The 25576-nt window shown below is 71.0% G+C and carries 24 protein-coding genes and 42 pseudogenes; all 66 read right to left on the bottom strand.

Annotation, left to right across the window (positions count from 1 at the left end):
- Nucleotides 1-136: 136 nt before the first annotated feature.
- Nucleotides 137-316: pseudogene (locus UK94_RS40765) on the bottom strand (glucosamine-fructose-6-phosphate aminotransferase); the annotation flags it as partial.
- Between the two features lies 1 nt (nt 317).
- Nucleotides 318-499 (bottom strand): annotated as a pseudogene (locus tag UK94_RS40760) (SIS domain-containing protein); the annotation flags it as partial.
- A 1-nt stretch (nt 500) separates the two neighbouring features.
- Nucleotides 501-576 (bottom strand): annotated as a pseudogene (locus UK94_RS40755) (hypothetical protein); the annotation flags it as partial.
- Between the two features lie 24 nt (nt 577-600).
- A pseudogene (locus UK94_RS40745) lies at nt 601-702 on the bottom strand (hypothetical protein); the annotation flags it as partial.
- 1 nt (nt 703) lies between these two features.
- A pseudogene (locus tag UK94_RS40740) lies at nt 704-955 on the bottom strand (SIS domain-containing protein); the annotation flags it as partial.
- Nucleotide 956: 1 nt separating this feature from the next.
- Nucleotides 957-1024 (bottom strand): annotated as a pseudogene (locus tag UK94_RS40735) (hypothetical protein); the annotation flags it as partial.
- A 1-nt stretch (nt 1025) separates the two neighbouring features.
- Nucleotides 1026-1164, bottom strand: a pseudogene (locus UK94_RS40730) (hypothetical protein); the annotation flags it as partial.
- Nucleotide 1165: 1 nt separating this feature from the next.
- A pseudogene (locus UK94_RS40725) lies at nt 1166-1269 on the bottom strand (hypothetical protein); the annotation flags it as partial.
- 1 nt (nt 1270) lies between these two features.
- Nucleotides 1271-1818, bottom strand: a pseudogene (locus UK94_RS40720) (glutamine--fructose-6-phosphate aminotransferase); the annotation flags it as partial.
- 1 nt (nt 1819) lies between these two features.
- Nucleotides 1820-2122 (bottom strand): annotated as a pseudogene (locus UK94_RS40715) (glutamine--fructose-6-phosphate aminotransferase); the annotation flags it as partial.
- A 118-nt stretch (nt 2123-2240) separates the two neighbouring features.
- A pseudogene (locus UK94_RS40710) lies at nt 2241-2547 on the bottom strand (phosphoglucosamine mutase); the annotation flags it as partial.
- Nucleotide 2548: 1 nt separating this feature from the next.
- Nucleotides 2549-3479 (bottom strand): annotated as a pseudogene (locus UK94_RS05400) (phosphoglucosamine mutase); the annotation flags it as partial.
- Between the two features lies 1 nt (nt 3480).
- A partial coding sequence (locus tag UK94_RS40705) for a hypothetical protein (RefSeq protein ID WP_235486599.1) occupies nt 3481-3593 on the bottom strand: 113 nt, incomplete at its 3' end.
- Nucleotides 3594-3719: 126 nt separating this feature from the next.
- Nucleotides 3720-3939 (bottom strand): annotated as a pseudogene (gene rpsI, locus UK94_RS40700) (30S ribosomal protein S9); the annotation flags it as partial.
- Between the two features lies 1 nt (nt 3940).
- Nucleotides 3941-4106: pseudogene (gene rpsI, locus UK94_RS40695) on the bottom strand (30S ribosomal protein S9); the annotation flags it as partial.
- A 131-nt stretch (nt 4107-4237) separates the two neighbouring features.
- The coding region (gene rplM / locus UK94_RS05390) for a 50S ribosomal protein L13 (protein WP_235486559.1) at nt 4238-4653 on the bottom strand (416 nt) is incomplete at its 3' end.
- A gap of 2199 nt (nt 4654-6852) precedes the next feature.
- On the bottom strand, nt 6853-7749 hold the full coding sequence (gene truA / locus UK94_RS05380) for a tRNA pseudouridine(38-40) synthase TruA (RefSeq protein WP_231861507.1): 897 nt from the start codon (nt 7747-7749) through the stop codon (nt 6853-6855).
- A 206-nt stretch (nt 7750-7955) separates the two neighbouring features.
- Nucleotides 7956-8570: a 50S ribosomal protein L17 gene (gene rplQ / locus UK94_RS05375; RefSeq protein ID WP_011602318.1), complete on the bottom strand. Its 615-nt coding sequence runs from the start codon at nt 8568-8570 to the stop codon at nt 7956-7958.
- A gap of 117 nt (nt 8571-8687) precedes the next feature.
- A pseudogene (locus tag UK94_RS40690) lies at nt 8688-9273 on the bottom strand (DNA-directed RNA polymerase subunit alpha C-terminal domain-containing protein); the annotation flags it as partial.
- A 1-nt stretch (nt 9274) separates the two neighbouring features.
- A partial coding sequence (locus UK94_RS40685) for a DNA-directed RNA polymerase subunit alpha (protein ID WP_235486556.1) occupies nt 9275-9737 on the bottom strand: 463 nt, incomplete at its 3' end.
- A 223-nt stretch (nt 9738-9960) separates the two neighbouring features.
- Nucleotides 9961-10201 (bottom strand): annotated as a pseudogene (locus tag UK94_RS40680) (30S ribosomal protein S4); the annotation flags it as partial.
- A 1-nt stretch (nt 10202) separates the two neighbouring features.
- Nucleotides 10203-10590: 30S ribosomal protein S4 (gene rpsD / locus UK94_RS40675; RefSeq protein ID WP_235486553.1), on the bottom strand; the 388-nt coding region annotated here is incomplete at its 3' end.
- A gap of 95 nt (nt 10591-10685) precedes the next feature.
- A complete protein-coding gene (rpsK, locus tag UK94_RS05360) occupies nt 10686-11090 on the bottom strand; it encodes a 30S ribosomal protein S11 (RefSeq protein WP_009740503.1) in 405 nt (134 codons plus the stop codon).
- Between the two features lie 81 nt (nt 11091-11171).
- On the bottom strand, nt 11172-11552 hold the full coding sequence (gene rpsM, locus UK94_RS05355; RefSeq protein WP_009740504.1) for a 30S ribosomal protein S13: 381 nt from the start codon (nt 11550-11552) through the stop codon (nt 11172-11174).
- 205 nt (nt 11553-11757) lie between these two features.
- Complete coding sequence (gene rpmJ / locus UK94_RS32180) at nt 11758-11871, bottom strand: 50S ribosomal protein L36 (protein ID WP_003956441.1); 114 nt, start codon at nt 11869-11871, stop codon at nt 11758-11760.
- A 79-nt stretch (nt 11872-11950) separates the two neighbouring features.
- A pseudogene (locus UK94_RS40670) lies at nt 11951-12018 on the bottom strand (translation initiation factor IF-1); the annotation flags it as partial.
- A gap of 1 nt (nt 12019) precedes the next feature.
- A pseudogene (locus UK94_RS40665) lies at nt 12020-12102 on the bottom strand (translation initiation factor IF-1); the annotation flags it as partial.
- A gap of 1 nt (nt 12103) precedes the next feature.
- Nucleotides 12104-12172: pseudogene (locus UK94_RS40660) on the bottom strand (translation initiation factor IF-1); the annotation flags it as partial.
- A 254-nt stretch (nt 12173-12426) separates the two neighbouring features.
- A pseudogene (locus tag UK94_RS40655) lies at nt 12427-12541 on the bottom strand (type I methionyl aminopeptidase); the annotation flags it as partial.
- A 1-nt stretch (nt 12542) separates the two neighbouring features.
- A partial coding sequence (gene map / locus UK94_RS05345; RefSeq protein WP_235486551.1) for a type I methionyl aminopeptidase occupies nt 12543-13272 on the bottom strand: 730 nt, incomplete at its 3' end.
- A gap of 164 nt (nt 13273-13436) precedes the next feature.
- Nucleotides 13437-13511, bottom strand: a pseudogene (locus UK94_RS40650) (adenylate kinase); the annotation flags it as partial.
- A 1-nt stretch (nt 13512) separates the two neighbouring features.
- Nucleotides 13513-13565, bottom strand: a pseudogene (locus UK94_RS40645) (hypothetical protein); the annotation flags it as partial.
- 1 nt (nt 13566) lies between these two features.
- Nucleotides 13567-13972 (bottom strand): annotated as a pseudogene (locus tag UK94_RS40640) (nucleoside monophosphate kinase); the annotation flags it as partial.
- 1 nt (nt 13973) lies between these two features.
- A pseudogene (locus UK94_RS40635) lies at nt 13974-14065 on the bottom strand (nucleoside monophosphate kinase); the annotation flags it as partial.
- A gap of 64 nt (nt 14066-14129) precedes the next feature.
- Nucleotides 14130-14229, bottom strand: a pseudogene (locus UK94_RS40630) (hypothetical protein); the annotation flags it as partial.
- A 1-nt stretch (nt 14230) separates the two neighbouring features.
- A pseudogene (secY, locus tag UK94_RS05335) lies at nt 14231-15129 on the bottom strand (preprotein translocase subunit SecY); the annotation flags it as partial.
- Nucleotide 15130: 1 nt separating this feature from the next.
- Nucleotides 15131-15382, bottom strand: a pseudogene (locus UK94_RS40625) (preprotein translocase subunit SecY); the annotation flags it as partial.
- Between the two features lie 255 nt (nt 15383-15637).
- Nucleotides 15638-15923: pseudogene (locus tag UK94_RS05330) on the bottom strand (uL15m family ribosomal protein); the annotation flags it as partial.
- A gap of 1 nt (nt 15924) precedes the next feature.
- Nucleotides 15925-16062, bottom strand: a pseudogene (locus tag UK94_RS40620) (50S ribosomal protein L15); the annotation flags it as partial.
- Between the two features lies 1 nt (nt 16063).
- Nucleotides 16064-16168: pseudogene (locus UK94_RS40615) on the bottom strand (50S ribosomal protein L15); the annotation flags it as partial.
- 2 nt (nt 16169-16170) lie between these two features.
- Complete coding sequence (gene rpmD, locus UK94_RS05325) at nt 16171-16356, bottom strand: 50S ribosomal protein L30 (protein WP_011602312.1); 186 nt, start codon at nt 16354-16356, stop codon at nt 16171-16173.
- A pseudogene (locus tag UK94_RS40610) lies at nt 16356-16743 on the bottom strand (30S ribosomal protein S5); the annotation flags it as partial. The gene rpmD and the pseudogene UK94_RS40610, both read right to left, overlap by 1 nt.
- Nucleotide 16744: 1 nt before the next feature.
- A pseudogene (locus UK94_RS40605) lies at nt 16745-16964 on the bottom strand (30S ribosomal protein S5); the annotation flags it as partial.
- Between the two features lie 53 nt (nt 16965-17017).
- Nucleotides 17018-17392, bottom strand: a complete 375-nt coding sequence (rplR, locus tag UK94_RS05315) for a 50S ribosomal protein L18 (RefSeq protein WP_041938850.1) — start codon at nt 17390-17392, stop codon at nt 17018-17020.
- A gap of 10 nt (nt 17393-17402) precedes the next feature.
- A pseudogene (gene rplF, locus UK94_RS05310) lies at nt 17403-17923 on the bottom strand (50S ribosomal protein L6); the annotation flags it as partial.
- Nucleotides 17924-17951: 28 nt separating this feature from the next.
- Entirely contained in the window at nt 17952-18362 is a 411-nt protein-coding gene (gene rpsH, locus UK94_RS05305) for a 30S ribosomal protein S8 (RefSeq protein ID WP_055748927.1), read from the bottom strand.
- 147 nt (nt 18363-18509) lie between these two features.
- Nucleotides 18510-18695 carry a type Z 30S ribosomal protein S14 gene (locus tag UK94_RS05300; protein ID WP_011602308.1) on the bottom strand — a complete coding sequence of 62 codons (186 nt, stop codon included), beginning with the start codon at nt 18693-18695 and terminating at the stop codon, nt 18510-18512.
- A 4-nt stretch (nt 18696-18699) separates the two neighbouring features.
- Nucleotides 18700-19115: pseudogene (gene rplE, locus UK94_RS05295) on the bottom strand (50S ribosomal protein L5); the annotation flags it as partial.
- A 1-nt stretch (nt 19116) separates the two neighbouring features.
- Nucleotides 19117-19284, bottom strand: a pseudogene (locus tag UK94_RS40600) (50S ribosomal protein L5); the annotation flags it as partial.
- 38 nt (nt 19285-19322) lie between these two features.
- A pseudogene (locus UK94_RS40595) lies at nt 19323-19449 on the bottom strand (50S ribosomal protein L24); the annotation flags it as partial.
- A 1-nt stretch (nt 19450) separates the two neighbouring features.
- On the bottom strand, nt 19451-19640 hold a 190-nt coding region (gene rplX, locus UK94_RS40590), incomplete at its 3' end, for a 50S ribosomal protein L24 (protein WP_235486597.1).
- 11 nt (nt 19641-19651) lie between these two features.
- Nucleotides 19652-20003: pseudogene (rplN, locus tag UK94_RS05285) on the bottom strand (50S ribosomal protein L14); the annotation flags it as partial.
- 137 nt (nt 20004-20140) lie between these two features.
- A complete protein-coding gene (rpsQ, locus tag UK94_RS05280) occupies nt 20141-20449 on the bottom strand; it encodes a 30S ribosomal protein S17 (RefSeq protein ID WP_050997011.1) in 309 nt (102 codons plus the stop codon).
- 61 nt (nt 20450-20510) lie between these two features.
- A partial coding sequence (gene rpmC, locus UK94_RS05275; protein WP_235486549.1) for a 50S ribosomal protein L29 occupies nt 20511-20721 on the bottom strand: 211 nt, incomplete at its 3' end.
- Nucleotides 20721-21137 (bottom strand): 50S ribosomal protein L16, encoded by a 417-nt coding sequence (gene rplP / locus UK94_RS05270; protein ID WP_009740521.1) that lies wholly within the window; start codon nt 21135-21137, stop codon nt 20721-20723. The genes rplP and rpmC, both read right to left, overlap by 1 nt.
- A gap of 3 nt (nt 21138-21140) precedes the next feature.
- Nucleotides 21141-22116, bottom strand: a pseudogene (gene rpsC, locus UK94_RS05265) (30S ribosomal protein S3); the annotation flags it as partial.
- A gap of 1 nt (nt 22117) precedes the next feature.
- On the bottom strand, nt 22118-22178 hold a 61-nt coding region (locus tag UK94_RS72865), incomplete at its 3' end, for a hypothetical protein (protein ID WP_268761212.1).
- On the bottom strand, nt 22178-22603 hold the full coding sequence (rplV, locus tag UK94_RS05260; RefSeq protein ID WP_011602302.1) for a 50S ribosomal protein L22: 426 nt from the start codon (nt 22601-22603) through the stop codon (nt 22178-22180). The genes UK94_RS72865 and rplV, both read right to left, overlap by 1 nt.
- Nucleotides 22596-22744, bottom strand: a pseudogene (locus UK94_RS40585) (ribosomal protein S19 family protein); the annotation flags it as partial. The gene rplV and the pseudogene UK94_RS40585, both read right to left, overlap by 8 nt.
- Before the next feature lies 1 nt (nt 22745).
- The coding region (locus UK94_RS40580; RefSeq protein WP_235486595.1) for a ribosomal protein S19 family protein at nt 22746-22877 on the bottom strand (132 nt) is incomplete at its 3' end.
- Nucleotides 22878-22967: 90 nt separating this feature from the next.
- A pseudogene (rplB, locus tag UK94_RS05250) lies at nt 22968-23606 on the bottom strand (50S ribosomal protein L2); the annotation flags it as partial.
- 1 nt (nt 23607) lies between these two features.
- Nucleotides 23608-23801 (bottom strand): annotated as a pseudogene (locus tag UK94_RS40575) (50S ribosomal protein L2); the annotation flags it as partial.
- Between the two features lie 61 nt (nt 23802-23862).
- Nucleotides 23863-24159 (bottom strand): 50S ribosomal protein L23, encoded by a 297-nt coding sequence (rplW, locus tag UK94_RS05245; RefSeq protein ID WP_009740526.1) that lies wholly within the window; start codon nt 24157-24159, stop codon nt 23863-23865.
- Nucleotides 24160-24201: 42 nt separating this feature from the next.
- Nucleotides 24202-24866, bottom strand: a 665-nt coding sequence (rplD, locus tag UK94_RS05240; RefSeq protein WP_235486546.1) for a 50S ribosomal protein L4, incomplete at its 3' end; no start/stop codon positions are given.
- Nucleotides 24863-25014, bottom strand: a pseudogene (gene rplC, locus UK94_RS40570) (50S ribosomal protein L3); the annotation flags it as partial. The gene rplD and the pseudogene rplC (UK94_RS40570), both read right to left, overlap by 4 nt.
- Nucleotide 25015: 1 nt before the next feature.
- A partial coding sequence (gene rplC / locus UK94_RS05235; protein ID WP_235486544.1) for a 50S ribosomal protein L3 occupies nt 25016-25567 on the bottom strand: 552 nt, incomplete at its 3' end.
- Nucleotides 25568-25576 lie beyond the last annotated feature (9 nt).

Raw genomic sequence — 25576 nt, 5'->3', positions numbered from 1 at the left:
CAGAGGTCCCCGTGAGTCGCCGAAGGCCCCGCCGACCAACCCAGGAAGATCGCCAAAGGCGATCTGACGGAAACCGGCTACCACCCCGAGGCCAGGGGTCCCCGTGAGTCGCCGAAGGCGACTCACGGGGGATGGCCTACTCCACCGTGACGGACTTCGCGAGGTTGCGCGGCTGGTCGACGTCGAGGCCGCGGGCGAGGGCGAGCTCGCAGGCGAACACCTGCAGCGGCAGGGTCGTCACCAGGGGCGCGAACAGGGACGACGTCGCCGGTACCCGGATGAGATGGTCGGCGTAGGGCTCCACCGCGACGTCGCCNTCCTCGGCGATCACGATGGTCCGCGCGCCCCGCGCCCGGACCTCCTGAATGTTGGAAACGATCTTTCCGTGCAGGTGCGCGCGCCCGCGCGGTGACGGTACGACGACGATCACGGGCAGGCCCGGTTCGATGAGCGCAATCGGCCCGTGCTTGAGCTCGCCCGCCGGGAACCCCTCGGCGTGNATGTAGGCGAGTTCCTTGAGCTTGAGGGCCCCCTCCAGCGCCACCGGGTAGCCCACGTGGCGGCCGAGGAAGAGCANGGCCTTGGCGTCGGCCAGGCTGNGGGCGAGCTCGCGGATCGGTTCGAGCCGGCCCAGCGTCCGCTCCACCAGGTCGGGCATCCGCTGCAGCCGCTCGACGTAGGCGGCGACCTCGTCGCCGTAGANCACGCCCCGCACCTGCGCCAGGTACAGACCGACGAGCAGGCAGGCCGCGACCTGGCCGAGAAAGGTCTTGGTCGAGGCGACGCCGACCTCGGGCCCGCAGCGCGTGTACAGCACCGCGTCGGACTCCCGGGGGATCGTCGACCCGTTCGTGTTGCAGATCGCCAGCACCCGGGCCTTCTGCTCCCGTGCGTGCTTGACGGCCATCAGCGTGTCCAGCGTCTCGCCGCTCTGGCTGATCGCGATGACGAGGGTNGAGCGGTCCAGCACGGGATCCCGGTAGCGGAACTCCGAGGCCATCTCGACCTCGCAGGGCAGGCGCGTNCAGTGCTCGACGGCGTACTTCGCGATCAGTCCGGCATGGTAGGCCGTCCCGCAGGCCACGATGAAGACCTTGTCGACGTCCCGGAAGTCCTGGGCGGACAGCCGCTCCTCGTCGAGGACGATCGCGCCGTCGGCGGACANCCGACCCCGCAGGGTGTCGGCGAGCGCGGTCGGCTGCTCGTTGATCTCCTTGAGCATGAAGTACGGGTAGCCGCCCTTCTCCGCGGCGCCCGCGTCCCAGTCGANGTGGTAGTGGCGCCCCTCGACGACCTCCCCGGCGAAGTCGGTCACGGTGACGCCGTCCCGGCGGGCCTCGACCACCTGGTCCTGGCCGATCTCCAGCGCCTCGCGGGTGTGGGCGATGAACGCCGAGACGTCGCTGGCGAGGAAGGTCTCCCCCGTGCCCAGCCCGACGACCAGGGGGCTGTTGCGCCGGGCGCCGACGACCACCTCGGGAAAGTCGCGGTGCAGCACGACGAGGGTGAAGGCACCCTCCAGCCGGCGGCAGACGCGCTGCAACGCCACGGTCAACGGGTGCGTCCCCGGTTCCGCGACGCGGCCGACCGGCTCGCCCGAGCCGGGCACGGACGCGGACGCGGGAGCCGTGCCGGGGCGGGTCGGCCGGGGGGTGACGTCCTCCGGGATCGCCGCCGCCGGCGCGGCGGCGGCGTTGCCCAGCTCGACTTCCAGCAGGTGGGCGACGACCTCGGTGTCCGTCTCGCTGGCGAGCTCGTGCCCGATCGCCTCCAACTCGGCGCGCAGCGCGGCGAAGTTCTCGATGATGCCGTTGTGGANGACGGCGATCGCGCCGGTGCAGTCGGTGTGGGGATGGGCGTTGGCGTCGGTCGGGCCGCCGTGGGTGGCCCACCGGGTGTGCCCCATCCCGGTCGTCCCGGGCATCGGATCCGCCGCCGCGCTCTCGGCCAGCAGCTTCTCCAGGTTGGCGAGCTTGCCGGCCCGCCGCGCCGTCCGCAGGGCCCCGGCGCCGACGACCGCGACGCCGGAGGAGTCATAGCCGCGGTACTCCAGGCGCCGCAGGCCGTTCAACGCGACGTCCAGGGCCGACTGGTCACCGACGTACCCGATGATCCCGCACATGCGACTCAGCGTACGCAGGTTCCCCGGGCGGGCGGACCTGGCCGGCCGAACACCGGGTGAGTTGTCCTGGCGTGGCCTCGCCGGNGGGTTGGCGAGGGCGGACTCAGCGGGGCGCCGNCAGCGCGGCGCGGACGACGGCCGCGAGGCGCTGGGCGGTGTCCCGCGCGACGGCGTCGGTCTCCGCCTCCACCATGACGCGGACCAGCGGCTCGGTTCCCGAGGGCCGAAGCAGCACCCGGCCGCCGTCGCCGAGCTCGGCCTCCGCCGCGGCGACGGCCGCCCGCAGCTGCGGTGAGGTGTCCACCCGGGTGCGATCGACGCCGCGCACGTTGACGAGCACCTGCGGCAATCGGGTCATGGCCTTGGCGAGCTCGCCGAGGGGCTGGCCGGTCTCGGCGACGCGGCCGAGCAGCCGCAGCGCCGTCNGCAGCCCGTCGCCGGTGGTGGCGTGGTCGAGGAAGACGACGTGCCCGCTCTGCTCGCCGCCGAGCACGTAGCCGCCGGCGCGCATCGCCTCCACCACGTACCGGTCGCCGACGGGCGTGGTCACGACGGTGATCCCCGCCTCGCGCATCGCGTGGTGGAAGCCCAGGTTCGACATCACGGTGACGACGACCGTGTCGTCGGCCAGTTCGCCGCGCTCGGCCAGGGCGAGCGCGCAGATGGCGAGGATCTGGTCGCCGTCGACGATCTCGCCGGCGGCGTCCACCGCGAGGCAGCGGTCCGCGTCGCCGTCGTGGGCGATGCCGACATCGGCGGCCTGGTCGACAACCGCCGCCCGCAGGCTGTCCAGATGGGTGACGCCGCTGCCGTCGTTGATCGCCGCGCCGTCGCCGTCGGCGTGCAGCGCGATGACGTCCGCGCCGGCGGCGCGCAGTACCCGCGGCGCGAGCGCCGAGGCCGCGCCCTGGGCGCAGTCGACGACGACCCGCAGGTTGTCGAGCCGCACCGGAAGGGCGGCGAGCAGGTGGTCCGCGTAGCGGTCGAGAAGCCCTGGTTCGTCCCGGATCCGCCCGACGTCGGCACCGACGGGTCGGGGGCCGGGTGGTTGCGCCATCCGCCGCTCGATGGCGTCCTCGACCTCGTCGGGGAGTTTGAGACCGCCGGCGGCGAACACCTTGATGCCGTTGTCCGGCATCGGGTTGTGGCTGGCGGAGAGCATCACGCCGAAGGTCGCGTCGCTGGCGGCGACCGCGTGCGCCACGGCCGGGGTCGGAGCGACGCCGATGCGGGCGACGTCGGCACCTGAGGCGGCCAGGCCGGCGACGACCGCGGCCTCGAGGAACTCACCGGACGGACGGGTGTCCCGGCCGACGACCACGAGCGGGCGAGGCCGCTGCGCCGGCCCGGCAGAGCGNCCCGGCGCGCCCAGCAGCTCCACGGCCGCGGAGGCCAGGGACAGCGCCTGCTCCGCGGTGAGGTTGACGTTCGCCACGCCCCGGACGCCGTCGGTGCCGAAGAGCCTCGTCACTGAGGTCTCCCATGAAGTCGAAGGTTCAGGCGGAGACCGAGGCACGCACCGGCGGCACCCGTCCCCTCCGCAGGCGCGCCCATCGCGGGGGCGCGCCGACGAGGGGGACGCAAGGTCAGCGCTTGNTGTACTGCGGAGCCTTACGGGCCTTCTTCAGCCCGTACTTCTTGCGCTCCTTGACCCGGGCGTCTCGGGTCAGGAAGCCGGCCTTCTTGAGAGTAGGCCGTGACTCCTCCTCCGCCAGCGTCAGCGCGCGGGCGATGGCGAGGCGAAGGGCGCCGGCCTGGCCCGACACCCCGCCGCCGTGCAGCCGGGCGACGATGTCGTACGACTCGGCCTTGTCCAGNGCCTTCAGCGGCTCGTTGACGAGCTGCTGGTGCACCTTGTTGGGGAAGTACTCCTCCAGCGTCCGCCCGTTGAGCGTCCACTTCCCGTTGCCGGGGAGCAGGCGCACGCGGACGACCGCCTCCTTGCGCCGCCCAGTGGCGCGGGGGTTGCCCTGTACGTCGGTCANGACAGCCACGTCGCGTTCCTTCCTCGGTTGATGCGTGGTTCCCGTAGCCGGCGCCCGGAGCGGATCAACACCGCCCGCCGACCGGCTGGAGGAGGTCAGCGGTTACTGCGCGACCTGGATGATCTCGAANGGGGTGGGCTGCTGAGCGTCGTGCGGGTGCGTCGGCCCCGCGTAGACCTTCAGCTTGGTGCCCTGGGCGCGGCCGAGCTTGTTCTTCGGCAGCATGCCCTTGATGGCCTTCTCAATGATGATCTGCGGCCGCGTGTCGAGCAGTTCACCGTACGAGGTGCTGCGCAGACCGCCCGGGAAGCCCGAGTGCCGGTGGTACTGGGCCTGCTGACGCTTGTTCCCGCTCAGCGCGACCTTGCCGGCGTTGACGACGATGACGAAGTCGCCGGTGTCGATGTGCGGGGCGAAGTACGGCTTGTGCTTGCCACGCAGCAGCGTGGCGGCCTGGGTCGCCAGCCGACCGAGCACCACGTCGGTGGCATCGATGACGTGCCACACACGCTGGACATCCGCGGGCTTGGGCTGGTACGTGCGCACAGGTCTGCCTTCTCGTTCGGACGACTCCGCCTGGAACTCCGAGGGGCCTCGGGCGGATCTCGTCAAGAATGGTGAGCGCGCAGACGGGACGTGTCACGCGCAGCAGTCTTTGAGGTTACCAGGCGATCTGAGCGGACCGCCGAGCGGCCCGACCAGCCATCGCCGTCAGGACGCCAACCGCACCACACGCGCCCGACCCACCCGGCCCGTCGAAACCTCGCTGGCTGCCCAGTGTATCGGGCGGGCGTCGGACGGGGCGCCCGCGCGGGGATGCCCGCAGATGGGCTGGCACCCTCCAGCGAGCTAGCTATTCTGACCGAGATGACTGAATTGGGTGGCGAGGGACACGAGACGCGCGCGGGGTCGGGCACTCCGCCGCGCGACCGACCGGACCGCGCCGCCCGGCCGGACGACCCGATCGATTCCGCCGGCAGGCCGTCCGGACCCCCGGGAGCCGCCGCGGCGGCTCTCACCGGCGCGGCCGGTGTGCCCGGTCCCGATCTGCCGAGTCCGGCGTCATCCGGAGGCCAGGACCTGCGCGGCCGCTACGTCAGCTACGACGGTTGGACGCCCCCGAGCGACGATCCCCTCTTCGGCGGCCCCCGCAGCTACGCCTTCTCGTTCGACCACCTCGCCACCAGCGCGAGTTCGGCTCCGGGGCCGGCCGGGTCGACCTCGTCCGAGGCCGCGCCGCCCGAGCCGTCCGCGTCCGAGTGGCCGTCCTTCGACCAGACCTCGACCGACCAGTCCCCGACCGACCAGCCATCCACCGATCAGGCGTCCACCGGCACGGCATCCACCGGCACGGCAGGGACGCACCCGGGTGCTGCCACGGCGGCCTGGCCGGGCCGCCACGAACGTCCGGCGTCCCGACCGGCTACCGGGGCCGTGGGCCTCGGCGTACCGCGATCGGAACGACCCGCGGCCGGCGACGCCGCGCCGACGAGTGCTGCCCCAGGGATCGGCGCGGAAGCCGGCACCGGCTTCCCACCGCGGTCGGGCGCGCAGCCCGCGCCGTCCGAACCGGCGAGCGGCTGGTCGATCCGGGGCTGGTCGGGCGCGCCCGGCCGGCTGACCGGCGTCACCCCCCTCGCCCACCCAGGTCCCCGAACCAACCCGCATCCCCAGACCGAGCCACATCCCCAGACCGAGCCGCATCCCCTGTCCGGCACCAGCTCCCCGACCGACACGCCCGCCCCTCCCGCCTGGACCGACCTCGGCGACCTGGACAACCAGGCAGCCGGCGGCGGCTACCCGGACAACGGGTATCCGAACAACGGGTATCCGAACAGCGACGAGTACCCGAACAGCGACGAGTACCCCGACGGGGACAGGTACGCCGACGGGGACGAAGACCCCGACGGGGACGGCTACCCCGACGAGCCCGACGGCGCCGGCGGCCGCACCGGCGCCGGTCCTCCTCCTCCCGCGGCCGGGCGAGGAGGACGATCCGGCCTGGCGGGCCGGGTCAGCGGTTCCCGGCGGCTGCTGGCCGTCGTCGCCGGAGCCGTCCTGGTACTCATCGCGGCTGTGGCGGTCGTCGCGTTGCGCGGCGGGGACGACAAGGGCGCCGCCGCGCCGGCCGCGACGGCCTCGTTGCCGCCGATACCGGCGAACTTCCTCGACAGCGCCGCGGTCGACGCGGATCCGATCACCCCCGAGGAGTTCTTCCCCGAGTCGTCCGTCGCGGTCGACGGGCGTGGCTACCAGCGACTCGCCCGCAAGCTCGACTCCGGCTGCCCGAACCTCACCGGCGATCTGATCGCCCAGGTGAAGGCCCCGCACTGCCGGCAGGTGGTGCGCTCGCTGTTCCTCAGCCATCCCCAGCCGGGCGCACGGCAGGTACTCGCGGGAGTGACCGTGTTCTCCCTGGACACCAGCGCGACGGCCACCCAGGCCGCGCAGGTGCTCAACCAGGGCCGCGGCGGCATCGTGCCGCTGCCGATCCCGGCCGGCACGATCCAGAACACGCAGATCACCGGGCCGGGCGGGAACAACTCCTGGCGCAGTGCGCTGAGCCGCGGGCACTATCTCGTCTACACCCAGATCGCGTACGTCGACGGCACCNCGGGCGCGGCCACCGACCCGGCGCTGCGCAACGCCCAGACCGACCTTGCCACGCTCGCCACCGAGCCGATGGGCGACCGGGCGGTGCTCGGGCACGGTCCGCGCCGCTGACGTCACGGGCCTCGGCAGACCTCAGCCGGACGGGGTGGTCGGCACGCGCACGGCCCGGGTGACCTCGGCCCGCGCCGCCAGCTCAGTGTCCGGGGGGTAACGCACCTCGACCAGCGTCAGCCCGTGCGCGGGGGCGACGGTGACGGCCGGATCGCGCAGTCCGCGGCGCAGGACCGCGGCCGGCCACTGCGGCGGCCGACGCCCCTCTCCCACCGCCAGCAACGCCCCGACGAGCGCCCGGACCATCGAGTGGCAGAAGGCGTCCGCCTCGACGTCGGCGACGACCACCCCGTCGGGGCGGCGCAGCACATCGAGGCGCAGCAGGGTGCGCACGGTCGTCGCGCCCTCCCGCCGACGACAGAAGGCCGCGAAGTCGTGCTCGCCGACCAGCAGCAGCGCCGCCGAGGCCATCGCCGGTACGTCCAGCGGCCGCGGCCAGGCGAGCGTGTCGAACCGCCGCAGCGGCTCGGCGCCGAACGGCGCGTCGGTGATGCGGTAGACGTAACGCCGGGACAGCGCCGAGAAGCGGGCGTCGAACCCGGCCGGCGCGGGGGCGAGGCCGGTGACCCGGACCGACCGGTCGAGGACGCCGTTGAGCCGCCGCGCGAGCCCGCCGAGCGGGACGTCCGTGGGGAGGTCGACGTGGGCGACCTGCCCGGCGGCGTGCACCCCGGAGTCGGTGCGCCCGGCCACCGTCAGGCGCACGGCCGCCAGCCGGGCGACCCGGATGAGCGCATCCTCCACGTCGCCCTGCACGGTCCGCTGGCCAGGCTGACGGGCCCAGCCGGCGAACGGCGTGCCGTCGTAGGCGATGTCCAGGCGCAGCCGGACCAGGCCCGCCGCCCGCGCCGCCACGTCCGTCACGGCGCCGGGCACCGCGTGGGGCACCCGCGGATCGGATCCCACGACATCGGACATCTGTCTCTCCCCGTACGGCGGCGTGCAGGTGGGGCACGACGCGGCGGTCCCGGCGGCACCCCGACAGGCACCCCGAGCGTGGAACGAACGCGGCGACCTGAACGGCGAAGGCCCGCCGCCCATGATGGGCGGCGGGCCTTGCGGGAGCTACCGGCGGGACGCGGGCGGCGGCGGCAGACCGCGTCCTCGACGAGGGATCTCCCTGGTCAGGACTTCGACTCGGCCGGACCGTCGTCGTCCGTCTCCTCGACGGTGGCCGCCGACGTCTCGGCCGCCTGGGCGGTGAGCGTCTCCTCGACGGGGGCCTGCTCCTCGGCGGACTGCGCTGCCACGGCGGCGGCGGTCGGCGACTCGCTCGCCAGGTCCTCGGCGGCCTCGGCGGTGGCACCGGTCGGCTTGCGCCGCTCGGAGAAGCGGGTTCCGCGGGCGCGCTCGGCCTCGCCGACGGCCTGCTGGCCGACGGTCAGCGCCTCCACCAGCTCGATGCGGGCCAGCGGGGCGTTGTCGCCCTTGCGGTTGCCGAGCTTGATGATCCGGGTGTAGCCACCGTCCCGGTTGGCGTACCGCGGGCCGATCTCGGTGAACAGGGTGTGCACCACCGAGTTGTCCCGCACGTGGCGCATGACGCGGCGCCGGGCGTGCAGGTCGCCGCGCTTGGCGAAGGTCACCAGCCGCTCGGCGTACGGGCGCAGCCGCTTGGCCTTGGCCTCGGTGGTGGTGATGCCGCCGTGCTCGAACAGCGCGGTGGCGAGGTTGGCCAGCAGCAGCCGCTCATGTGCGGGGCTGCCGCCGAGCCGGGCGCCCTTCGTTGGCGTGGGCATGATGAGTGCTCCTCGTTCCTTTCACTGTCCCGCCAGGCTGCCCGCCCGTAGGACGGCGGCATGCGCCACCGGAGGTCGTCGAGGGCCCCCGCCGGTGGGCGGGGGCCCTCGTGAAGGTCAGTACTGTTCGGTCTCGACGAACTCCGCGCCGTCGTCGGACGGGTCGGAGAACGCCGGGTTGTAGCTGTCGGTGCCGTAGGTGTCCACGGCCTGACGCGGGTCGAATCCGGGCGGGGAGTCCTTGAGCTGCAGGCCCATCGCGCCGAGCTTCGTCTTGACCTCGTCGATCGACTTCTGCCCGAAGTTGCGGATGTCGAGCAGGTCGGCCTCGCTGCGGGAGACCAGCTCGCCGATCGTGTGGATGCCCTCGCGCTTGAGGCAGTTGTAGGAGCGGACGGTCAGGTCCATCTCCTCGATCGGCAGCGCGAGGTCGGCCGCCAGCGCCGCGTCCGCGGCGGACGGGCCGATGTCCACGCCCTCCGCCTCGGCGTTGAGCTCCTGGGCCAGCCCGAACAGGCCGACCAGGGTCTTGCCGGCGCTCGCCATCGCGTCGCGCGGGGAGATCGACGGCTTCGTCTCGACGTCGACGATGAGCCGGTCGAAGTCGGTGCGCTGCTCGACGCGGGTCGCCTCGACCTTGTAGGTCACCTTCAGCACCGGCGAGTAGATCGAGTCGATCGGGATCCGCCCGATCTCCTGGCCGNCCTGCTTGTTCTGGGCCGCGCTGACGTACCCGCGACCCCGCTCGACGGTCAGCTCGATCTCGAGCTTGCCCTTGTCGTTGAGGGTGGCCAGGCGCAGCTCGGGGCTGTGCACCTCGACGCCGGCCGGCGGGGCGATGTCCGCCGCCGTGACCTCGCCGGGGCCCTGCTTGCGCAGGTACATCACCGTCGGCTCGTCGTTGTCGGAGCTGACGACCAGTTCCTTGAGGTTCAGGATCAGGTCGGTCACGTCCTCCTTGACGCCGGGCACGGTGGAGAACTCGTGCAGCACCCCGTCGATGCGGATGCTGGTCACCGAGGCGCCGGGGATGGAGGACAGCAGGGTCCGGCGCAGCGAGTTGCCGAGGGTGTAGCCGAAGCCCGGCTCCAGCGGCTCGATCACGAAACGCGACCGGAACTCGGAGATCGGGTCCTCGACGAGGGTGGGACGCTGAGCGATCAGCATGTTGCGATCCTTCCGACCACGGCGACCGCCATATGACGCCGTGTGCTGCGGGCNCCCGGTTCGGGAGCCGGCGGGTGGGACATCGGTCCGTCCCACCCGCGGGCCCGGTGTCCGCCCGCCGCCCGGTCAACCACCCGGGCGGCGCGCACGGCACCGGTTGTCGCTCCTCCAGTGTGCCCCGCTGCCACGCGACGGGGGCGACCGGAACTACGGGCGACCGGAACTACTTGGAGTACAGCTCGACGATCAGCTGCTCCTGGACCTGGGTGTCGATGACCTGCCGGGCCGGCAGGGAGTGCACCAGGATCCGCATCTGGCTCGGGATGGACTCCAGCCACGCCGGGACGGCCCGGCCCTGGCCCGCGGTCTCCCGGGCGACGATGAACGGGGTGAGCTCCCGGGCCTTCGGCGCGATCTCGACGATGTCGTTCTCGCTGATCCGGTAGCTCGGGATGTCGACCTTGNGCCCGTTGACCTGGACGTGGCCGTGCCGGACGGCCTGGCGGGCGGCGTCGCGGGACGGCGCGAAGCCCCCCCGGTAGACGACGTTGTCGAGCCGCGACTCGAGGATCTTCAGCAGCTCGTCACCGGTCTTGCCGGCCCGACGGTTCGCCTCGTCGTAGTAGCCCCGGAACTGCTTCTCCAGGATGCCGTAGATCCGCGCGCACTTCTGCTTCTCGCGCTTCTGCAGCAGGTACTCGGAGTCCTTGGTACGGCCCCGACCGTGCTCGCCCGGCGGGTAGGGCCGGATCTCGATCGGGCACTTCGGGGTGTCGCACTTGCTGCCCTTGAGGAACAGCTTCGTCTTCTCGCGGCGGCAACGCTTGCAGTCCGCGCCGGTGTAACGGGCCATCTAGTCCTTCTCTCTCGTCTCCTGGCGCGAACTCGAACGCGACGCCACGACTCCGGCCGGGACGCCATCCCGGCCGCGGTCGTCACGCCGCACGGTCACACCCTGCGCCGCTTGGGCGGGCGGCAACCGTTGTGGGGGGTCGGGGTGACGTCCTGGATCGCCCCGACCTCCAGGCCAGCGGCCTGCAGCGAGCGGATCGCGGTCTCCCGGCCGGAGCCGGGGCCCTTCACGAACACGTCGACCTTGCGCATCCCGTGCTCCTGCGCCTTGCGGGCCGCGTTCTCGGCGGCCATCTGCGCGGCGAAGGGGGTGGACTTCCGGGAGCCCTTGAAGCCGACGTGGCCGGCGGAGGCCCAGGAGATCACGTTCCCGGTGGGATCGGTGATCGAAACGATCGTGTTGTTGAACGTGCTCTTGATGTGAGCGTGCCCGTGGGCGACGTTCTTCTTTTCTTTGCGCCGGACCTTCTTGGCGCCGGCGGCGCGAGTCTTGGGAGGCATCTTCGCGTGTGGTCTCCGTCTGCGAGGTCGTCGATCAGTGGTCGTCCGAGGCCGGGCCGAGCGGCCCGCCGGGCGCCCTGACTACTTCTTGCCGGCCTTCTTCTTACCGGCGATGGCACGGCGCGGGCCCTTGCGGGTGCGGGCGTTGGTGTGCGTGCGCTGACCGTGGACCGGCAGGTTCCGGCGGTGCCGGAGACCCTGGTAGCAGCCGATCTCCATCTTGCGGCGGATGTCCTGCTTGATCTCCCGGTTGAGGTCGCCCTCCACCCGGTAGTTCGCGTCGATCCACTCGCGCAGCCGGACGATCTCGTCCTCGCTCAGGTCGCGGACACGGGTGTCCGGATTGACCCCGGTGGCGGCGAGGGTCTCCCGAGAGCGGGTACGGCCGATCCCGAAGATGTAGGTCAGGGCGATCTCGACCCGCTTCTCGCGGGGGAGGTCGACGCCGGAGAGGCGTGCCATGTACGGATGTTTCCTTCCTGCAACCGGAGGTCTCGGGCGATGCCGCCCCGGCCGGCACAGTGCCGGCCGGGCCCCGGCCTCCGACCGGGGGTGAGACGTCCCGCGCGGGGACGCCTGGCATCGCTTGGGTGCGGTGTTCCTCAGCCGGGCCGCGCGGCGCGCCTGCGCGCGCCGCCGGCAGGGCGAGGCCCACCCGTCAGTGGCTTCAGCCCTGACGCTGCTTGTGACGAAGGTTGTCGCAGATGACCATGACGCGCCCGTGGCGGCGGATCACCTTGCACTTGTCACAGATCTTCTTGACGCTGGGCTTGACCTTCACGGCTGTTGCGGACCTCCTGCGCAGCCGCGGGCCGCGCGTGGCGATGGGATGGTGGTACGAGCGAGGTGGAGGAGATCGACTACTTGTAGCGGTAGACGATGCGGCCGCGAGACAGGTCGTAGGGCGAGAGCTCGACCACGACGCGGTNCTCCGGCAGGATCCGGATGTAGTGCTGACGCATCTTGCCGCTGATGTGGGCGAGAACGCGATGACCGTTCTGGAGCTCGACCCNGAACATTGCGTTCGGGAGCGGCTCCACCACACGGCCCTCGATCTCGATGGCCCCGTCCTTCTTCGGCATGTCCTCCGCTGTCCTGACGTCGACGACTGAATCGGCGGTTCGGCCGCGCCCGGTCGAGCTGACCGGACATTAGTCCGGAAAGACCCAGGTCAGGGCCCGCCGACCCCGAAGGGGACCACGGACCGCCAACCACACTGCCACCGACCGCAACTGCCACGTTTCAGGACTGCTATCGACGCGGTGGAGCACACCGGCGTGAGGAGACCGCCAACTGAAGAGTGTACGTGGCCCATCCGTCAAGGGCCAACACAGGCTCAGCCGATGCCGGACGGGGCGTCGGCGGGCTGCCCGCAGGCGACGCCGAGCGCGGCGAGCCGCGCAACCCCACCGTCGGGCTCGGTCAGCACCCAGGGGCCCCGCGGGGTGATCNCCACCGAGTGCTCGGTGTGCGCGGCGAGGCTGCCGTCCTGGGTCACGACGGTCCAGTCGTCGGACAGCACGGTCGTGTCCGGCGAGCCCGTGGTGATCATCGGCTCGATCGCCAGCGCCAGTCCCTCGACCAGCCGGATGCCGCGACCGGGCCGGCCGTAGTTGAGCACGTGGGGGGGCTGGTGCATCTCGGTGCCGATGCCGTGGCCACCGTAGTGGTCGACGATGCCGTAGCCGTGCGGGCGGATGTGGCGCTCCACGGCGGCACTGATGTCGGTGAGCTTGCCGCCGAGCTGGGCGGCGGCCAGGCCGGCCCACAGCGAGCCCTCACAGGTCTCGATCAGGTCGAGGGCCTCGCGGGACACCTCGCCGACCGGGACGGTGATCGCAGCGTCCCCGTGCCAGCCGTCCACGATCGCGCCGCAGTCGATCGAGATGATGTCGCCCTCGCGCAGCACCCGTCGGCGGGTCGGGATCGCGTGGACGACCTCGTTGTTGACCGAACTGCAGATCGACGCCGGGTACGGCGGCTGGGCATAGCCCTTGAACGAGGGGATTCCGCCGTCGTCGCGGATCGTCTTCTCCGCGAGGGCGTCGAGGTCGGCGGTCGTCACGCCGGGGGCGACCGCCTCACGCAGCCGGGCGAGCGTCTTGGCGACGAGCAGGCCGGCCACCCGCATCTTGGCGATCTCCGCCGCGGTCTTGATCTGGACGTGCTCTCGTCGCGCCACGCTCTCGCCTCGGTCTGTGTCCGTGTCCTGGTCCGATACCCGATGCTAACCGTCGACCCGGTGCCGGCAGTACGGACGATCATCCGAGCCACCGGCGCCCACCCCGAGGACCGCCGTCGGCCGCCACCCACCGCGAGGGCGGGACCCGCTGGGCGGCGGACGTCTCAGTCCCCGTAGTGCCGCAGCGCGTCGAGCGCCCGATCGGTGACGTTGTCCACCGGGCCGGTGGCGTCGATGCCNATCAGGATGCCCTTCTCGGCGTAGTACGCCACCAGCGGCGACGTCTGGTCCGCNTACACCTCGAGCCGGTGGCGTACGGTCGCGGCCTGGTCGTCGTCGCGCTGGAACAGGTCGCCACCACACCGGTCGCACAGGCCCTCGACGGACGGCGGGTCGAAGTCGAGATGCCAGATGTGGCCGCAGGCGCGGCACGTCCGCCGGCCGGAGAGCCGCCGCACCACCTCGTCGTCGTCGACGACGAGCTCCAGGACCACGTCCAGGCGGGTTCCCATCCCGTCGAGCATCTGCCCGAGCACCTCGGCCTGGGGAACGTTGCGGGGGAACCCGTCGAGCAGGAAGCCCTTGACCGCGTCGTCCTCGGCGAGCCGGTTGCGAACCATCCCGATGGTGATCTCGTCGGGCACGAGGTCACCGGCATCCATGAAGGTCTTGGCCTTGACGCCCAGTTCGGTTCCCTGTCNCACGTTCGCTCGGAAGATGTCCCCAGTCGAGATCTTGGGGATGGACCGCGCCTGGGCAATGAACGCGGCCTGCGTACCCTTTCCGGCACCGGNCGGTCCCACCAGTACGAGGCGCACTACCGGAGGAAACCTTCGTAATTGCGGAGCATGAGCTGNCTTTCGATCTGCTTCACGGTTTCCAGCCCCACCCCCACCATGATCAGGACCGAGGTGCCCGCGAAGGGGAACGGCTGGTCCTTGGTCAGGTTCAACAGTGNCAACGGAAGGACCGTGATCACCCCGAGGAACAGCGAGCCGGGGAGAGTGATCCGGTCTAGGACGTGTTTGAGGTACTCCGCCGTCGGGTTACCCGGTCTGATCCCGGGGATGAACCCACCATACTTCTTCATGTTGTCCGCGACCTCCGTTGGGTTGAAGGTGATCGCAACATAGAAGTAGGTGAAGGCGATGATGAGTGCGAAGTACGTCACGAGATAGAGCGGATGGTCCCCGCGAGAGAGATACCTCTGCTCGAAGTCCTGAAAGCCCTGGTTGCTCCAGACCTGCCCGGCGAGCTGCGGGAGCTGGAGCAGGGAGGAGGCGAAGATGACGGGGATGATCCCGGCCTGGTTGACCTTGATGGGCAGGTAGGTGGAGGTGCCCCCGTACATCCGCCGACCGATCAGCCGCTTCGCGTACTGGACCGGGATCCGTCGCTGGGACTGCTCCACGAACACCACGAAAACCATGATCGCGAGCCCCAGCAGAATCACCAGGCTGAACACCACGCCGCCGGCGACCTGGAGGATCCGGCTGCCCTCGGAGGGAAGCCGCGCCGCGATCGAGGTGAAGATCAGCAGCGACATGCCGTTGCCGACGCCGCGCGCGGTGATCAGCTCACCCATCCACATGATGACCGAGGTGCCGGCGGTCATCGTGATGACGATCGTCGCGACGCGGAACAGGCTCGTGTCCGGGATGATGGCGGCCGAGCAGCTCGGGAAGAGCCGTCCGCTGCGGGCCAGCGCCACGATGCCGGTCGCCTGCAGGACGCCGAGCGCGATCGTCAGGTAGCGCGTGTACTGGGTGAGCTTCTGCTCGCCCGAGCTGCCTTCCTTCTTGAGCTGCTCGAGGCGGGGGATCACGACGACGAGCAACTGGATGATGATGCTCGAGGNGATGTAGGGCATGATGCCCAGCGCGAAGATGGAGAGCTGCAGCAGTGCGCCGCCGCTGAACAGGTTGATCAGCGAGTAGACGTTGCTGCTGTCGGCGCTCGCGCTGTTGAGGCAGGTGTTGACCGCGCGGGTTGAGACGCCGGGCGACGGCATGACGCTGCCGAACCGGAACAGCACCACGATCCCGACGGTGAACAGCAGCTTCTTGCGCAGGTCAGGAGTGCGGAATGCCCGCGTGAAGGCGGTGAGCACGGCTCCTCCTGCTGGGATTGCGGACCGACGGGGAGTGGACGTCCTGCCCTGTGCGGAGCGCCTACGTCGGCCGGCGGTCGACGTTGGTTAGGCGACTGTAACAGGACACCCGGTCCACTCGTCCGGACATCACGCCCAGTAAGCAGCGGTGGCCGGGAAGAACCTGTCTGATGCCGGTGCGCGCCGGGGTGTTGCGGGGGCTGCCCGGACAAGCAGGGCGAGGGGCGGCCGTGGGGCCGCCCCTCGCCCGGGGTCTCAACTCTGGGTGACGCTCCCGCCGGCAGCCGCGATCTTCTCTCGCGCGGAGGCCGAGAACGCGTCGGCGCTGACGTGCAGCGCGACGTCGATGTCACCGTTGCCCAGCACCTTCACCGGCAGCTTGGCGCGCACTGCCCCCTTGGCCACGAGGTCGGCCTTGGCCACCTCGCCGCCCTCGGGGAACAGCTCGGCCAGCGTGGACAGGTTCACCACCTGGTACTCCACCCGGGCCGGGTTGCTGAAGCCCTTGAGCTTGGGCAGCCGCATGTGCAGGGGCATCTGGNCACCCTCGAACCGGGCGGGCACCTGCTTGCGGGCCTTGGAGCCCTTGGTGCCACGACCGGCCGTCTTGCCCTTGGAGCCCTCACCGCGACCGACGCGGATCCGGCTGCGGTGGGCGCCGGGCGCCGGACGCAGGTGATNCACCTTCAGGCCACGGCCACGCTCGGTCTGCGCCGAGCCGGCGTCGCCCTGGGCGGACGCACCGCTGGCGGTCTCGCCCTTGTCGGTCTTGGTCAGTTCGGCCATGGCTAGGAGTCCACCTCCTCGACCCGGACAAGATGGGTCACAGTCCTGATCATCCCGCGAACCTCGGGACGGTCGTCACGGACGGTCGTGGCGTTGATCTTCCGCAGGCCGAGGGTCCGCAGCGTGGCCCGCTGGTTGTGGGTACCGCCGATCCCCGAACGGATCTGCGTGATGCGCAGCTTGGCCATCACACACCGGCCCCGGCCGCGCGGGCGCGCAGCATGGCCGGCGGGGCGACGTCCTCGAGCGGCAGGCCGCGCCGAGCCGCGATCTCTTCGGGCCGCATGAGGCCGCGCAGGGCGGCCACCGTCGCGTGCACGATGTTGATCGGGTTCGACGAGCCGAGCGACTTCGACAGTACGTCGTGCACACCGGCGCACTCCAGCACGGCGCGCACCGGACCGCCGGCGATCACGCCGGTACCGGGCGAGGCCGGCTTGAGCAGCACGACGCCCGCGGCCTCCTCACCCTGCACCGGGTGCGGGATCGTCGAGCCGATCCGGGGCACCTTGAAGAAGTGCTTCTTGGCCTCCTCGACGCCCTTGGCGATGGCGGCGGGGACCTCCTTGGCCTTGNCGTAGCCGACGCCGACGGTCCCGTCCGCGTCACCGACCACGACGAGGGCCGTGAAGCTGAAGCGACGACCGCCCTTGACGACCTTGGCGACGCGGTTGATCGCGACGACCCGCTCGACGTAGGCGTTCTTCTCCTGGGCCGGGCCGCCGCCCGACCGGTCCCGGCGTTCCCGACGGTCCGAGCCGCCGGACCCGCCGCCGCGGCGCTGCTGGCCTGGCATCTACAACATCTCCCTGTGCTGGCTGAACTGGGTGGCTTGGGGCTGGGTGGTCATCAGAAGTCCAGCCCGCTTTCCCGCGCCGCATCCGCGAGCGCGGCGATCCGACCGGCGTAGGTCCGGCCGCCGCGGTCGAACACGACCGCATCGATCCCGGCCGCCTTCGCCCGCTGGGCGACCAGTTCGCCGACCTTGCGGGCCTGGGACGACTTGTCGCCCTCGCCACCGCGCAGGGTGACGTCCAGGGTGGACGCCGAGGCCAGCGTGTGGCCGGCGACGTCGTCGATGACCTGGGCGTAGATGTGCCGCGAGGACCGGGTGACGACGAGCCGGGGACGGGACTGGGTGCCCGCCACCTTCTTGCGCACGCGGACATGCCGACGGAGCTTCGCGGTCCGCCGACGCGCGCTGGCGCCGAGGCTCACTGCCATGATCTATCTCCTACTTCCCGGTCTTCCCGACCTTGCGGCGGACGACCTCGCCCTGGTAGCGCACGCCCTTGCCCTTGTACGGGTCGGGCTTGCGCAGTCCGCGGATCTTCGCGGAGACCTCACCGACCAGCTGCTTGTCGATCCCATGGACGACGAAGCGGGTCGGGGTCTGCACCTCGAAGCGGATGCCCTCGGGGGCCTTGACCGGGACGGGGTGGCTGTAGCCGAGCGCGAACTCCAGGTCGGAGCCCTTCGCCTGGACGCGGTATCCGACGCCGACGATCTCCAGGGTCTTGGAGTACCCGGCGGTGACACCGGTGACCATGTTGGAGACCAGGGTGCGGGTCAGGCCGTGCAGCGAGCGGGACCGACGTTCGTCGTCCGGGCGGGTCACGACGAGCTGACCCTCCTCCCGGTTGACCGCGATCGGCTCGACCACAACGTGGCTCAGGGTGCCCTTGGGCCCCTTGACGGTAACGGTCGCCCCCTCGACGGTGATGTCGACACCGCTGGGGACGGGAATGGGCAGGCNCCCGATCCGAGACATCGCTCGCCTTCCTTACCAGACGTAGGCGAGGACTTCCCCGCCCACGCCCCGCTTGCCCGCCTGCTTGTCGGTCAGCAGCCCCGACGAGGTGGAGATGATGGCAACGCCCAGTCCCCCGAGCACCTTGGGAAGGTTCGTCGCCTTGGCGTAGACCCGCAGGCCCGGCTTGCTGACGCGCTTGATCCCGGCGATCGAACGCTCGCGGTTCGGGCCGTACTTCAGATCGATGACCAGGGTGTGGCCGACGCCGCCAGCCAGGGTCGCGTCGTCGACGTGCCAGCTGGAGATGTAGCCCTCCTGCTGGAGGATCTCGGCAATGTGGGTCTTGATCTTGCTGTGAGGCATCACCACACTGTCGTGGTACGCCCGGCTGGCGTTGCGGACACGCGTGAGCATGTCCGCAATCGGGTCGGTCATCGTCATGGCTTGACGCCTTTCTCACGGCGGTTCCCGCCGGCGCCGGGGGTCGTCCCCGGCAGCCGTCGTGTGGGCCTGCCGCGATCGGGGGGAGGTGCGGAGGTGGAGCGGTCTACCGGGCTGCTCCGGTGTTGACCGGGCTGCTCCCGTGTTCTACCAGGAGCTCTTGGTGATGCCGGGCAGCTCGCCGCGGTGCGCCATCTGCCGCAGGCAGACCCGGCAGAGTCCGAAGACCCGGTACACGGAGCGGGAGCGGCCGCAGCGCTGGCAGCGCGTGTAGCCGCGCACCGCGTACTTCGGCTTGCGGTTCGACTTCTCGATCAGTGCCTTCTTGGCCATCTGTCTAGTTCTCCCGGAAGGGGAAGCCCAGCGCCCGCAGGAGCGCCCGGCCCTCGTCGTCGGTGGTCGCGGTGGTGACGACCGTGATGTCCATGCCCCGAACCCGGTCGATCCGGTCGATGTCGATCTCGTGGAAGATCGACTGCTCGGTGACGCCGAACGTGTAGTTGCCCGCGCCGTCGAACTGCTTCGGCGACAGCCCGCGGAAGTCACGGATGCGCGGCAGCGCGATGGAGACCAGGCGGTCGAGGAACTCCCACATCCGGTCGCCGCGCAGGGTCACCTTGGCCCCGATCGGCATGCCCTCACGCAGCTTGAACTGGGCGATGGACTTCTTCGCCCGGCGCACGGCCGGCTTCTGGCCGGTGATCGCGGCGAGGTCGCGCACGGCGCCGTCGATGAGCTTCGCGTCCCGGGCGGNGTCGCCGACGCCCATGTTGACGACGACCTTCACGACGCCGGGGATCTGCATGACGTTGCGGTAGGAGAACTCCTCCCGCAGCGTTGCGGCGATCTCCTCGCGGTACCGCTGCTTGAGCCGTGGGACCGGGCGAGCACCGGTGGTCCGGTCTTCGGTGGTCACAGTCATTTGATCTCGATTCCCAACTGCTCGACTGCTCGCTCGGCCTACAGCTCGGCGCCGGTGCGCCGGGAGATGCGGACCTTGGTGCCGTCCTCGTTGATGCGGTACCCGATCCTGGTGGGCCGTCCGTCCGACGGGTCGACGATCATCACGTTGCTCACGTGGATCGGCNCCTCCTGGGTGACGATCCCCCCGGACTGCGAGCCCCGAGCGCTCTGCTGGACCCGGGTGTGCCGGGTGATCCGGTTCGCGCCCTCGACGAGGACCTTGTTCTGCTCGGGGTAGGCCCGGATGACCTTCCCCTTCAGGCCGCGGTCCTTGCCGGTGATGATCTGGACCGTGTCACCCTTCTTGATCTTCAAAGTGGCCACGGTCACAGCACCTCCGGCGCCAGCGAGATGATCTTCATGAACTTCTTGTCACGCAGCTCCCGGCCGACCGGCCCGAAGATGCGGGTGCCCCGGGGGTCACCGCCGTCCCGGATGAGCACCGCCGCGTTCTCGTCGAAACGGATGTAGGAGCCGTCCGGCCGCCGGCGCTCCTTGGTGGTGCGCACCACGACCGCCTTGACCACGTCGCCGCGCTTCACGCCGGCGCCGGGCAGGGCATCCTTGACCGTGCCGACGATGATGTCGCCGATCCCCGCGTAACGACGCCCAGAGCCGCCAAGCACCCGGATGCAGAGAATCTCCCGCGCTCCGGTGTTGTCGGCGACCCGAAGTCGCNACTCCTGCTGAATCACTTTCCGCTCCTGATCACCCGGTACTACTGATCAACCGGTACTGCGTCGGACCCGGTCACCCGGGCGCCGGGCCGGGCGCCTCGGGGGCCGTCTGGCCCCCGAGGTCGCCTCGCCCCGGAACTACTTGGCCTTCTCCAGGACCTGCACGACCCGCCACCGCTTGGTGGCCGACAACGGCCGGGTCTCCATCAGCAGCACGCGGTCGCCGACACCGGTGGTGCCGTTCTCGTCGTGCGCCTTGACCTTCTTCGTCCGGCGGATCGTCTTGCCGTACAGCGGGTGCTGCACGCGGTCCTCGACCGCGACCACGACGGTCTTGGTCATCTTGTCGCTGACCACGAGGCCCTCGCGGACCTTGCGGAAGCCGCGGTCCGCGACCGCCGCCTCGGTGTTCTGCGAAGCCTCCTGGGAGGCCGTCTCGTCTGCCACTGCCCTCACGCCCGTTCCGACTGCGTCGCGTCATCGTCCGCCGCACCGGCGACCAGCGCCNGATCGCCGGTGATACCCAGCTCCCGTTCGCGCATCACCGTGTAGATCTTGGCGATGTCACGCCGGACGGCCCGCAGCCGCCGGTTGTTGGAAAGCTGTCCGGTCGCCGCCTGGAACCGGAGGTTGAACAGCTCCTCCTTGGCTTCCCGGAGCTTGTCGACGAGCTCGTCGCCCGACAGGCTCCGCAGCTCGTCCGCGGTAGCGACAGCCATCACGCACCACCTTCACGGACCACGAAACGGCACTTCATCGGCAGCTTGTGGATCGCGCGCCGCATCGCCTCCCGGGCCACGGGCTCCGCGACCCCGGACAGCTCGAACAGCACCCGGCCGGGCTTGACGTTCGCGACCCACCACTCGGGCGAGCCCTTGCCGGAACCCATCCGGGTCTCGGCGGGCTTCTTGGTCAGCGGGCGGTCCGGGTAGATGTTGATCCAGACCTTGCCACCACGACGGATGTGGCGGGTCATCGCGATACGCGCCGACTCGATCTGCCGGTTCGTCACGTAGGCCGACTCCAGGGCCTGGATCCCGTACTCGCCGAACGTGACGCGGGTTCCGCCCTTGGCCGCACCGGTCCGCCCGGGGTGGTGCTGCTTGCGGTGCGCGACCTTCCGGGGAATCAGCATGATCTATTCCTCCGCCTTCTCCGGAGTGCCCGGCGTCGCGGCGGCGGCCGGCGTGGCGGCCGACTCGCTCGCGGCGGTGGCGGGCGCGGTCGACTCGGCCGCCGGGGCCGGCGACGACGCGGCCTCGGGCGCGGTGGTCTCGGGTGCGGTCGACTCGGGTGCGGTCGACTCAGGTGCGGTCGACTCAGGTGCGGTCGACTCGGGTGCGGTCGACTCGGTCGCGCCTGCCTCGGACGCAGCGGTCTCGGCGGCCGGCGCGTTTCCGCCACGACCCCGGCGCTCGCTGCGCGCCGCGGCGCGACCGGCGTCGGTACCGCCCTGCGTGGTGCCGGACGAGCCGGAACGCGGCCCGCGGCGCGGGCGGTCCCGACGGGTCTGGCGCTGCAGGGCCTCCTGCGCCTCGCGCTCGGCCCGGCTCTGGACGATGTCGCCCTTGTAGATCCAGACCTTCACGCCGATGCGGCCGAAGTTCGTCCGGGCCTCGTAGAAGCCGTAGTCGATGTCCGCCCGCAGGGTGTGCAGCGGCACCCGACCCTCACGGTAGAACTCCGACCGGCTCATCTCCGCGCCGCCGAGGCGACCCGAGCACTGAACCCGGATGCCCTTGGCGCCGCCCTTCATCGCGGTCTGCATCGCCTTGCGCATCGCGCGGCGGAAGCTGACACGGCTGGAGAGCTGCTCGGCCACGCCCTGGGCGACGAGCTGCGCGTCGACCTCGGGGTTCTTGACCTCGAGGATGTTGAGCTGCACCTGCTTGCCGGTGAGCTTCTCCAGGTCGCCGCGGATGCGGTCGGCCTCGGCGCCGCGGCGGCCGATCACGATGCCCGGGCGCGCGGTGTGGATGTCCACCCGCAGCCGACCCTGGGTCCGCTCGATGTCGACCCGGCTGATACCGGCCCGCTCCATGCCCCGCGACATCATCTTGCGGATCTTCACGTCCTCGCCGACGTACGCCTTGTACTGCTTGTCGGCGTACCAGNGGGAGGTGAACTCCGACGTGATGCCAAGCCGGAACCCGTGCGGGTTGACCTTCTGCCCCACTACCGGGCCCTCCTAGTCGTCTTCGCGCCCCGACCGGCCGCGGAGACCGGCTCCCGGCTCTCCACCACGACGGTGATGTGGCTGGTGCGCTTGCGGATCCGGTAGGCCCGGCCCTGGGCGCGGGGCCGGATGCGCTTGAGCGTCGGCCCCTCGTCCACGTAGACCTCGCCCACCCACAGGGTGGCGGGATCGAGGCTGTGGTTGTTCTCGGCATTGGCCGCGGCGCTGGCGACGACCTTGTACACGTCGTCGCTGGCCGCCTGCGGGGCGAACCGGAGGATGTCGAGCGCCTCGCTGACCGACCGGCCGCGCACCAGGTCGACGACCCGGCGAGCCTTCGTCGGCGAGACCCGCACGTAGCGGGCCGACGCCTTGGCGCCCGGCAGGCCGGCGCGGGTCAGGCCCTCGACGAGATCGTCAGCCACGGCGCGACCTCCGGTCCTCCTTGACGTGGCCGCGGAACGTCCGGGTCGGGGCGAACTCGCCGAGCTTGTGCCCGACCATGCCCTCGGTGATGAAGACCGGGACGTGCTTGCGGCCATCGTGCACGGCGATCGTGTGCCCCANCATGTCGGGGATCACGGTGGAGCGCCGGGACCAGGTCTTGATGACGTGCTTGGTGCCCTTCGAGTTCTGCACGTCCACCTTCTTGAGCAGGTGGTCGTCGACGAACGGGCCCTTCTTCAGACTGCGTGGCATGGCTGTGTCTCCTCCTTCCTGCTCAGATCCGGTGGGTACGGGGGGCGGACGGCGGGCTCACGGGCGCCGGGGTCCGGGTGCGTGAGGTCACTACCGCCGCCTGTTCTGCTTGCGACGACGCACGATGAGCGCGTCGGACGACTTGTGGTTGGCGCGGGTCCGTCCCTCCGGACGGCCCTTCGGGTTGACCGGGTGGCGGCCACCGGAGGTCTTGCCCTCACCACCACCGTGCGGGTGGTCGACCGGGTTCATCGCGACACCGCGCACGGTGGGCCGACGGCCCTTCCAGCGCATCCGGCCGGCCTTACCCCAGTTGATGTTGCTCTGCTCGGCGTTGCCGACCTCGCCGACGGTGGCGCGGCAGCGGACGTCCACGTTGCGGATCTCGCCCGAGGGCATCCGCAGCTGGGCGTAGGGGCCGTCCTTCGCGACGAGCTGCACGCTGGCGCCGGCGCTGCGGGCGATCTTCGCGCCGCCGCCGGGACGCAGCTCGATGGCGTGCACCACGGTGCCGGTCGGGATGTTGCGCAGCGGCAGGGCGTTGCCGGGCTTGATGTCGGCGCCCACCCCGGAGCTGACCTGGTCGCCCTGCTTGAGCTTCACCGGGGCGATGATGTAGCGCTTCTCGCCGTCGGCGTAGTGCAGCAGCGCGATGCGGGCGGTGCGGTTCGGGTCGTACTCGATGTGCGCGACCTTCGCCGGCACGCCGTCCTTGTCCCGCCGGAAGTCNATGATCCGGTAGGCCCGCTTGTGCCCGCCGCCCTGGTGCCGGGTGGTGATCCGGCCGTGGACGTTGCGCCCGCCCTTGGAGTGCAGCGGGCGGACCAGCGACTTCTCCGGATGGTCACGGGTGATCTCGACGAAGTCGGCCACGCTCGCGCCACGACGCCCCGGCGTCGTCGGCTTGTACCTACGAATTCCCATGGCTTCCTACCGTCCCTGGCCCGTCGACCGGTGGGCCGCCGCCGCGGCGCGGCGCACGCGCTCAGGCACCGGGGCCTCCGAAGATCTCGATCGTGTCACCGGGAGCCAGGCTCACCAGGGCCCGCTTGGTCGCGGACCGGTGTCCCCAGCCGTGCTTGGTCCGCTTGCGCTTGCCCTGCCGGTTGATGGTGTTCACCCGCAGGACGCGCACGCTGAAGATCTGCTGGACCGCGAGCTTGATCTGGGTCTTGTTCGCGTCCGGGTGCACGATGAAGGTGTAGACGTTCTCGTCGAGCAGGCCGTAGCTCTTCTCGGAGACGACCGGCCGCAGGATCACGTCACGCGGGTCGGGAATCACTTGTTCTCCTCCGCCCCGGCCNCAGCGGGCGACGCCGGACGNCTGTCGCGGGCGAGGAACGCGGCCAGCGCCTCCTCGGTGAAGACGACGTCGTCGCTCACCAGCACGTCGTAGGTGTTGAGCTGCCCCGGGTCGAGCAGGTGCACCGCCGCGACGTTGCGCAGGCTCTTCCAGGTCAGCTCGTCGGTACGGCTCGCGACCACCAGCACGCGGCGGGTGTCCGCGACCGTGCGCAGCGCCGTCACCGCGGCCTTGGTCGACGGCGCCTCACCGGAGACCAGCGAGGACACGACGTGGACCCGGTTGTTGCGCGCCCGGTCGGACAACGCGCCGCGCAGCGCGGCGGCCTTCATCTTCTTCGGGGTGCGCTGGTCGTAGCTGCGCGGGGTCGGGCCGTGCACGACGCCACCGCCGGTGAACTGCGGAGCGCGCAGTGAGCCCTGCCGGGCGCGGCCGGTGCCCTTCTGCCGGTACGGCTTGCGACCACCGCCGCGGACCTCGCCGCGGGTCTTGGTGGCGTGGGTGCCCTGGCGGGCCGCGGCGAGCTGCGCGACCACGACCTGGTGGATCAGCGGGACGTTCAGCGGCACGTCGAACACGCCGCCGGGCAGCTCAGCGCTGCCACCGTCACCGCCGTTCGGCGCGTGCACCGAGACGGTGCGCGTGGTGGTGGCATCCGGATCGGATGCGGTCGCCACCGGGCTCATGCCGAGACCTCCTCACCGGCGCCGACGGTCGCGGCCGGGGCGATCGCCTCGGGCGCCGGGCGCTTGGCCGCGCTGCGCACGAAGACAAGGCCGCCGTCCGGGCCGGGAATCGCGCCCTTCACCAGCAGAAAGCCACGCTCGGTGTCGANGGCGTGGATGGTCAGGCCCGGCGTGGTGGTGCGCGCGTGGCCCATCCGGCCCGCCATGCGCAGGCCCTTGAAGACGCGCCCGGGGGTGGCGCAGCCGCCGACCGAACCCGGCGAGCGGTGCTTGCGCTCGACGCCGTGCCCGGCGCCCAGGCCCTTGAAGCCATGACGCTTCATGACACCGGCGAAGCCCTTGCCCTTGGAGGTGCCGGTGACGTCGACGACGGTCCCCTCGGCGAACACCTCGCCGGTCAGCTCCTGGCCGGGCCGGTAGTTGCCGGCGTCGGCGGTGCGCAGCTCGACGAGGTGGCGCCGCGGCGTCACCCCGCTCGTGGCGAAGTGCCCACGGGCCGGCTTGTTGATCTTACGCGGGTCGATCTCGCCGTAACCGAGCTGGACGGCCGAGTATCCGTCCGAGTCAGGCGTCTTGACCTGCGTGACGACATTGGGTCCGGCCTTGATGACGGTGACCGGCACGACGCGGTTGTTCGCGTCCCATACCTGGGTCATCCCGAGCTTGGTGCCCAGGAGCCCTCTGTAGTTGCGGATGAGCATGACTGCGCC

The organism is Frankia sp. AvcI1 (assembly GCF_001420875.1).
GTDB classification, from domain to species: Bacteria; Actinomycetota; Actinomycetes; order Frankiales; family Frankiaceae; genus Frankia; species Frankia alni.
The sequence above is the reverse complement of the archived record's forward strand: the minus strand, read 5'-3'. Positions and strand labels throughout refer to the sequence as shown.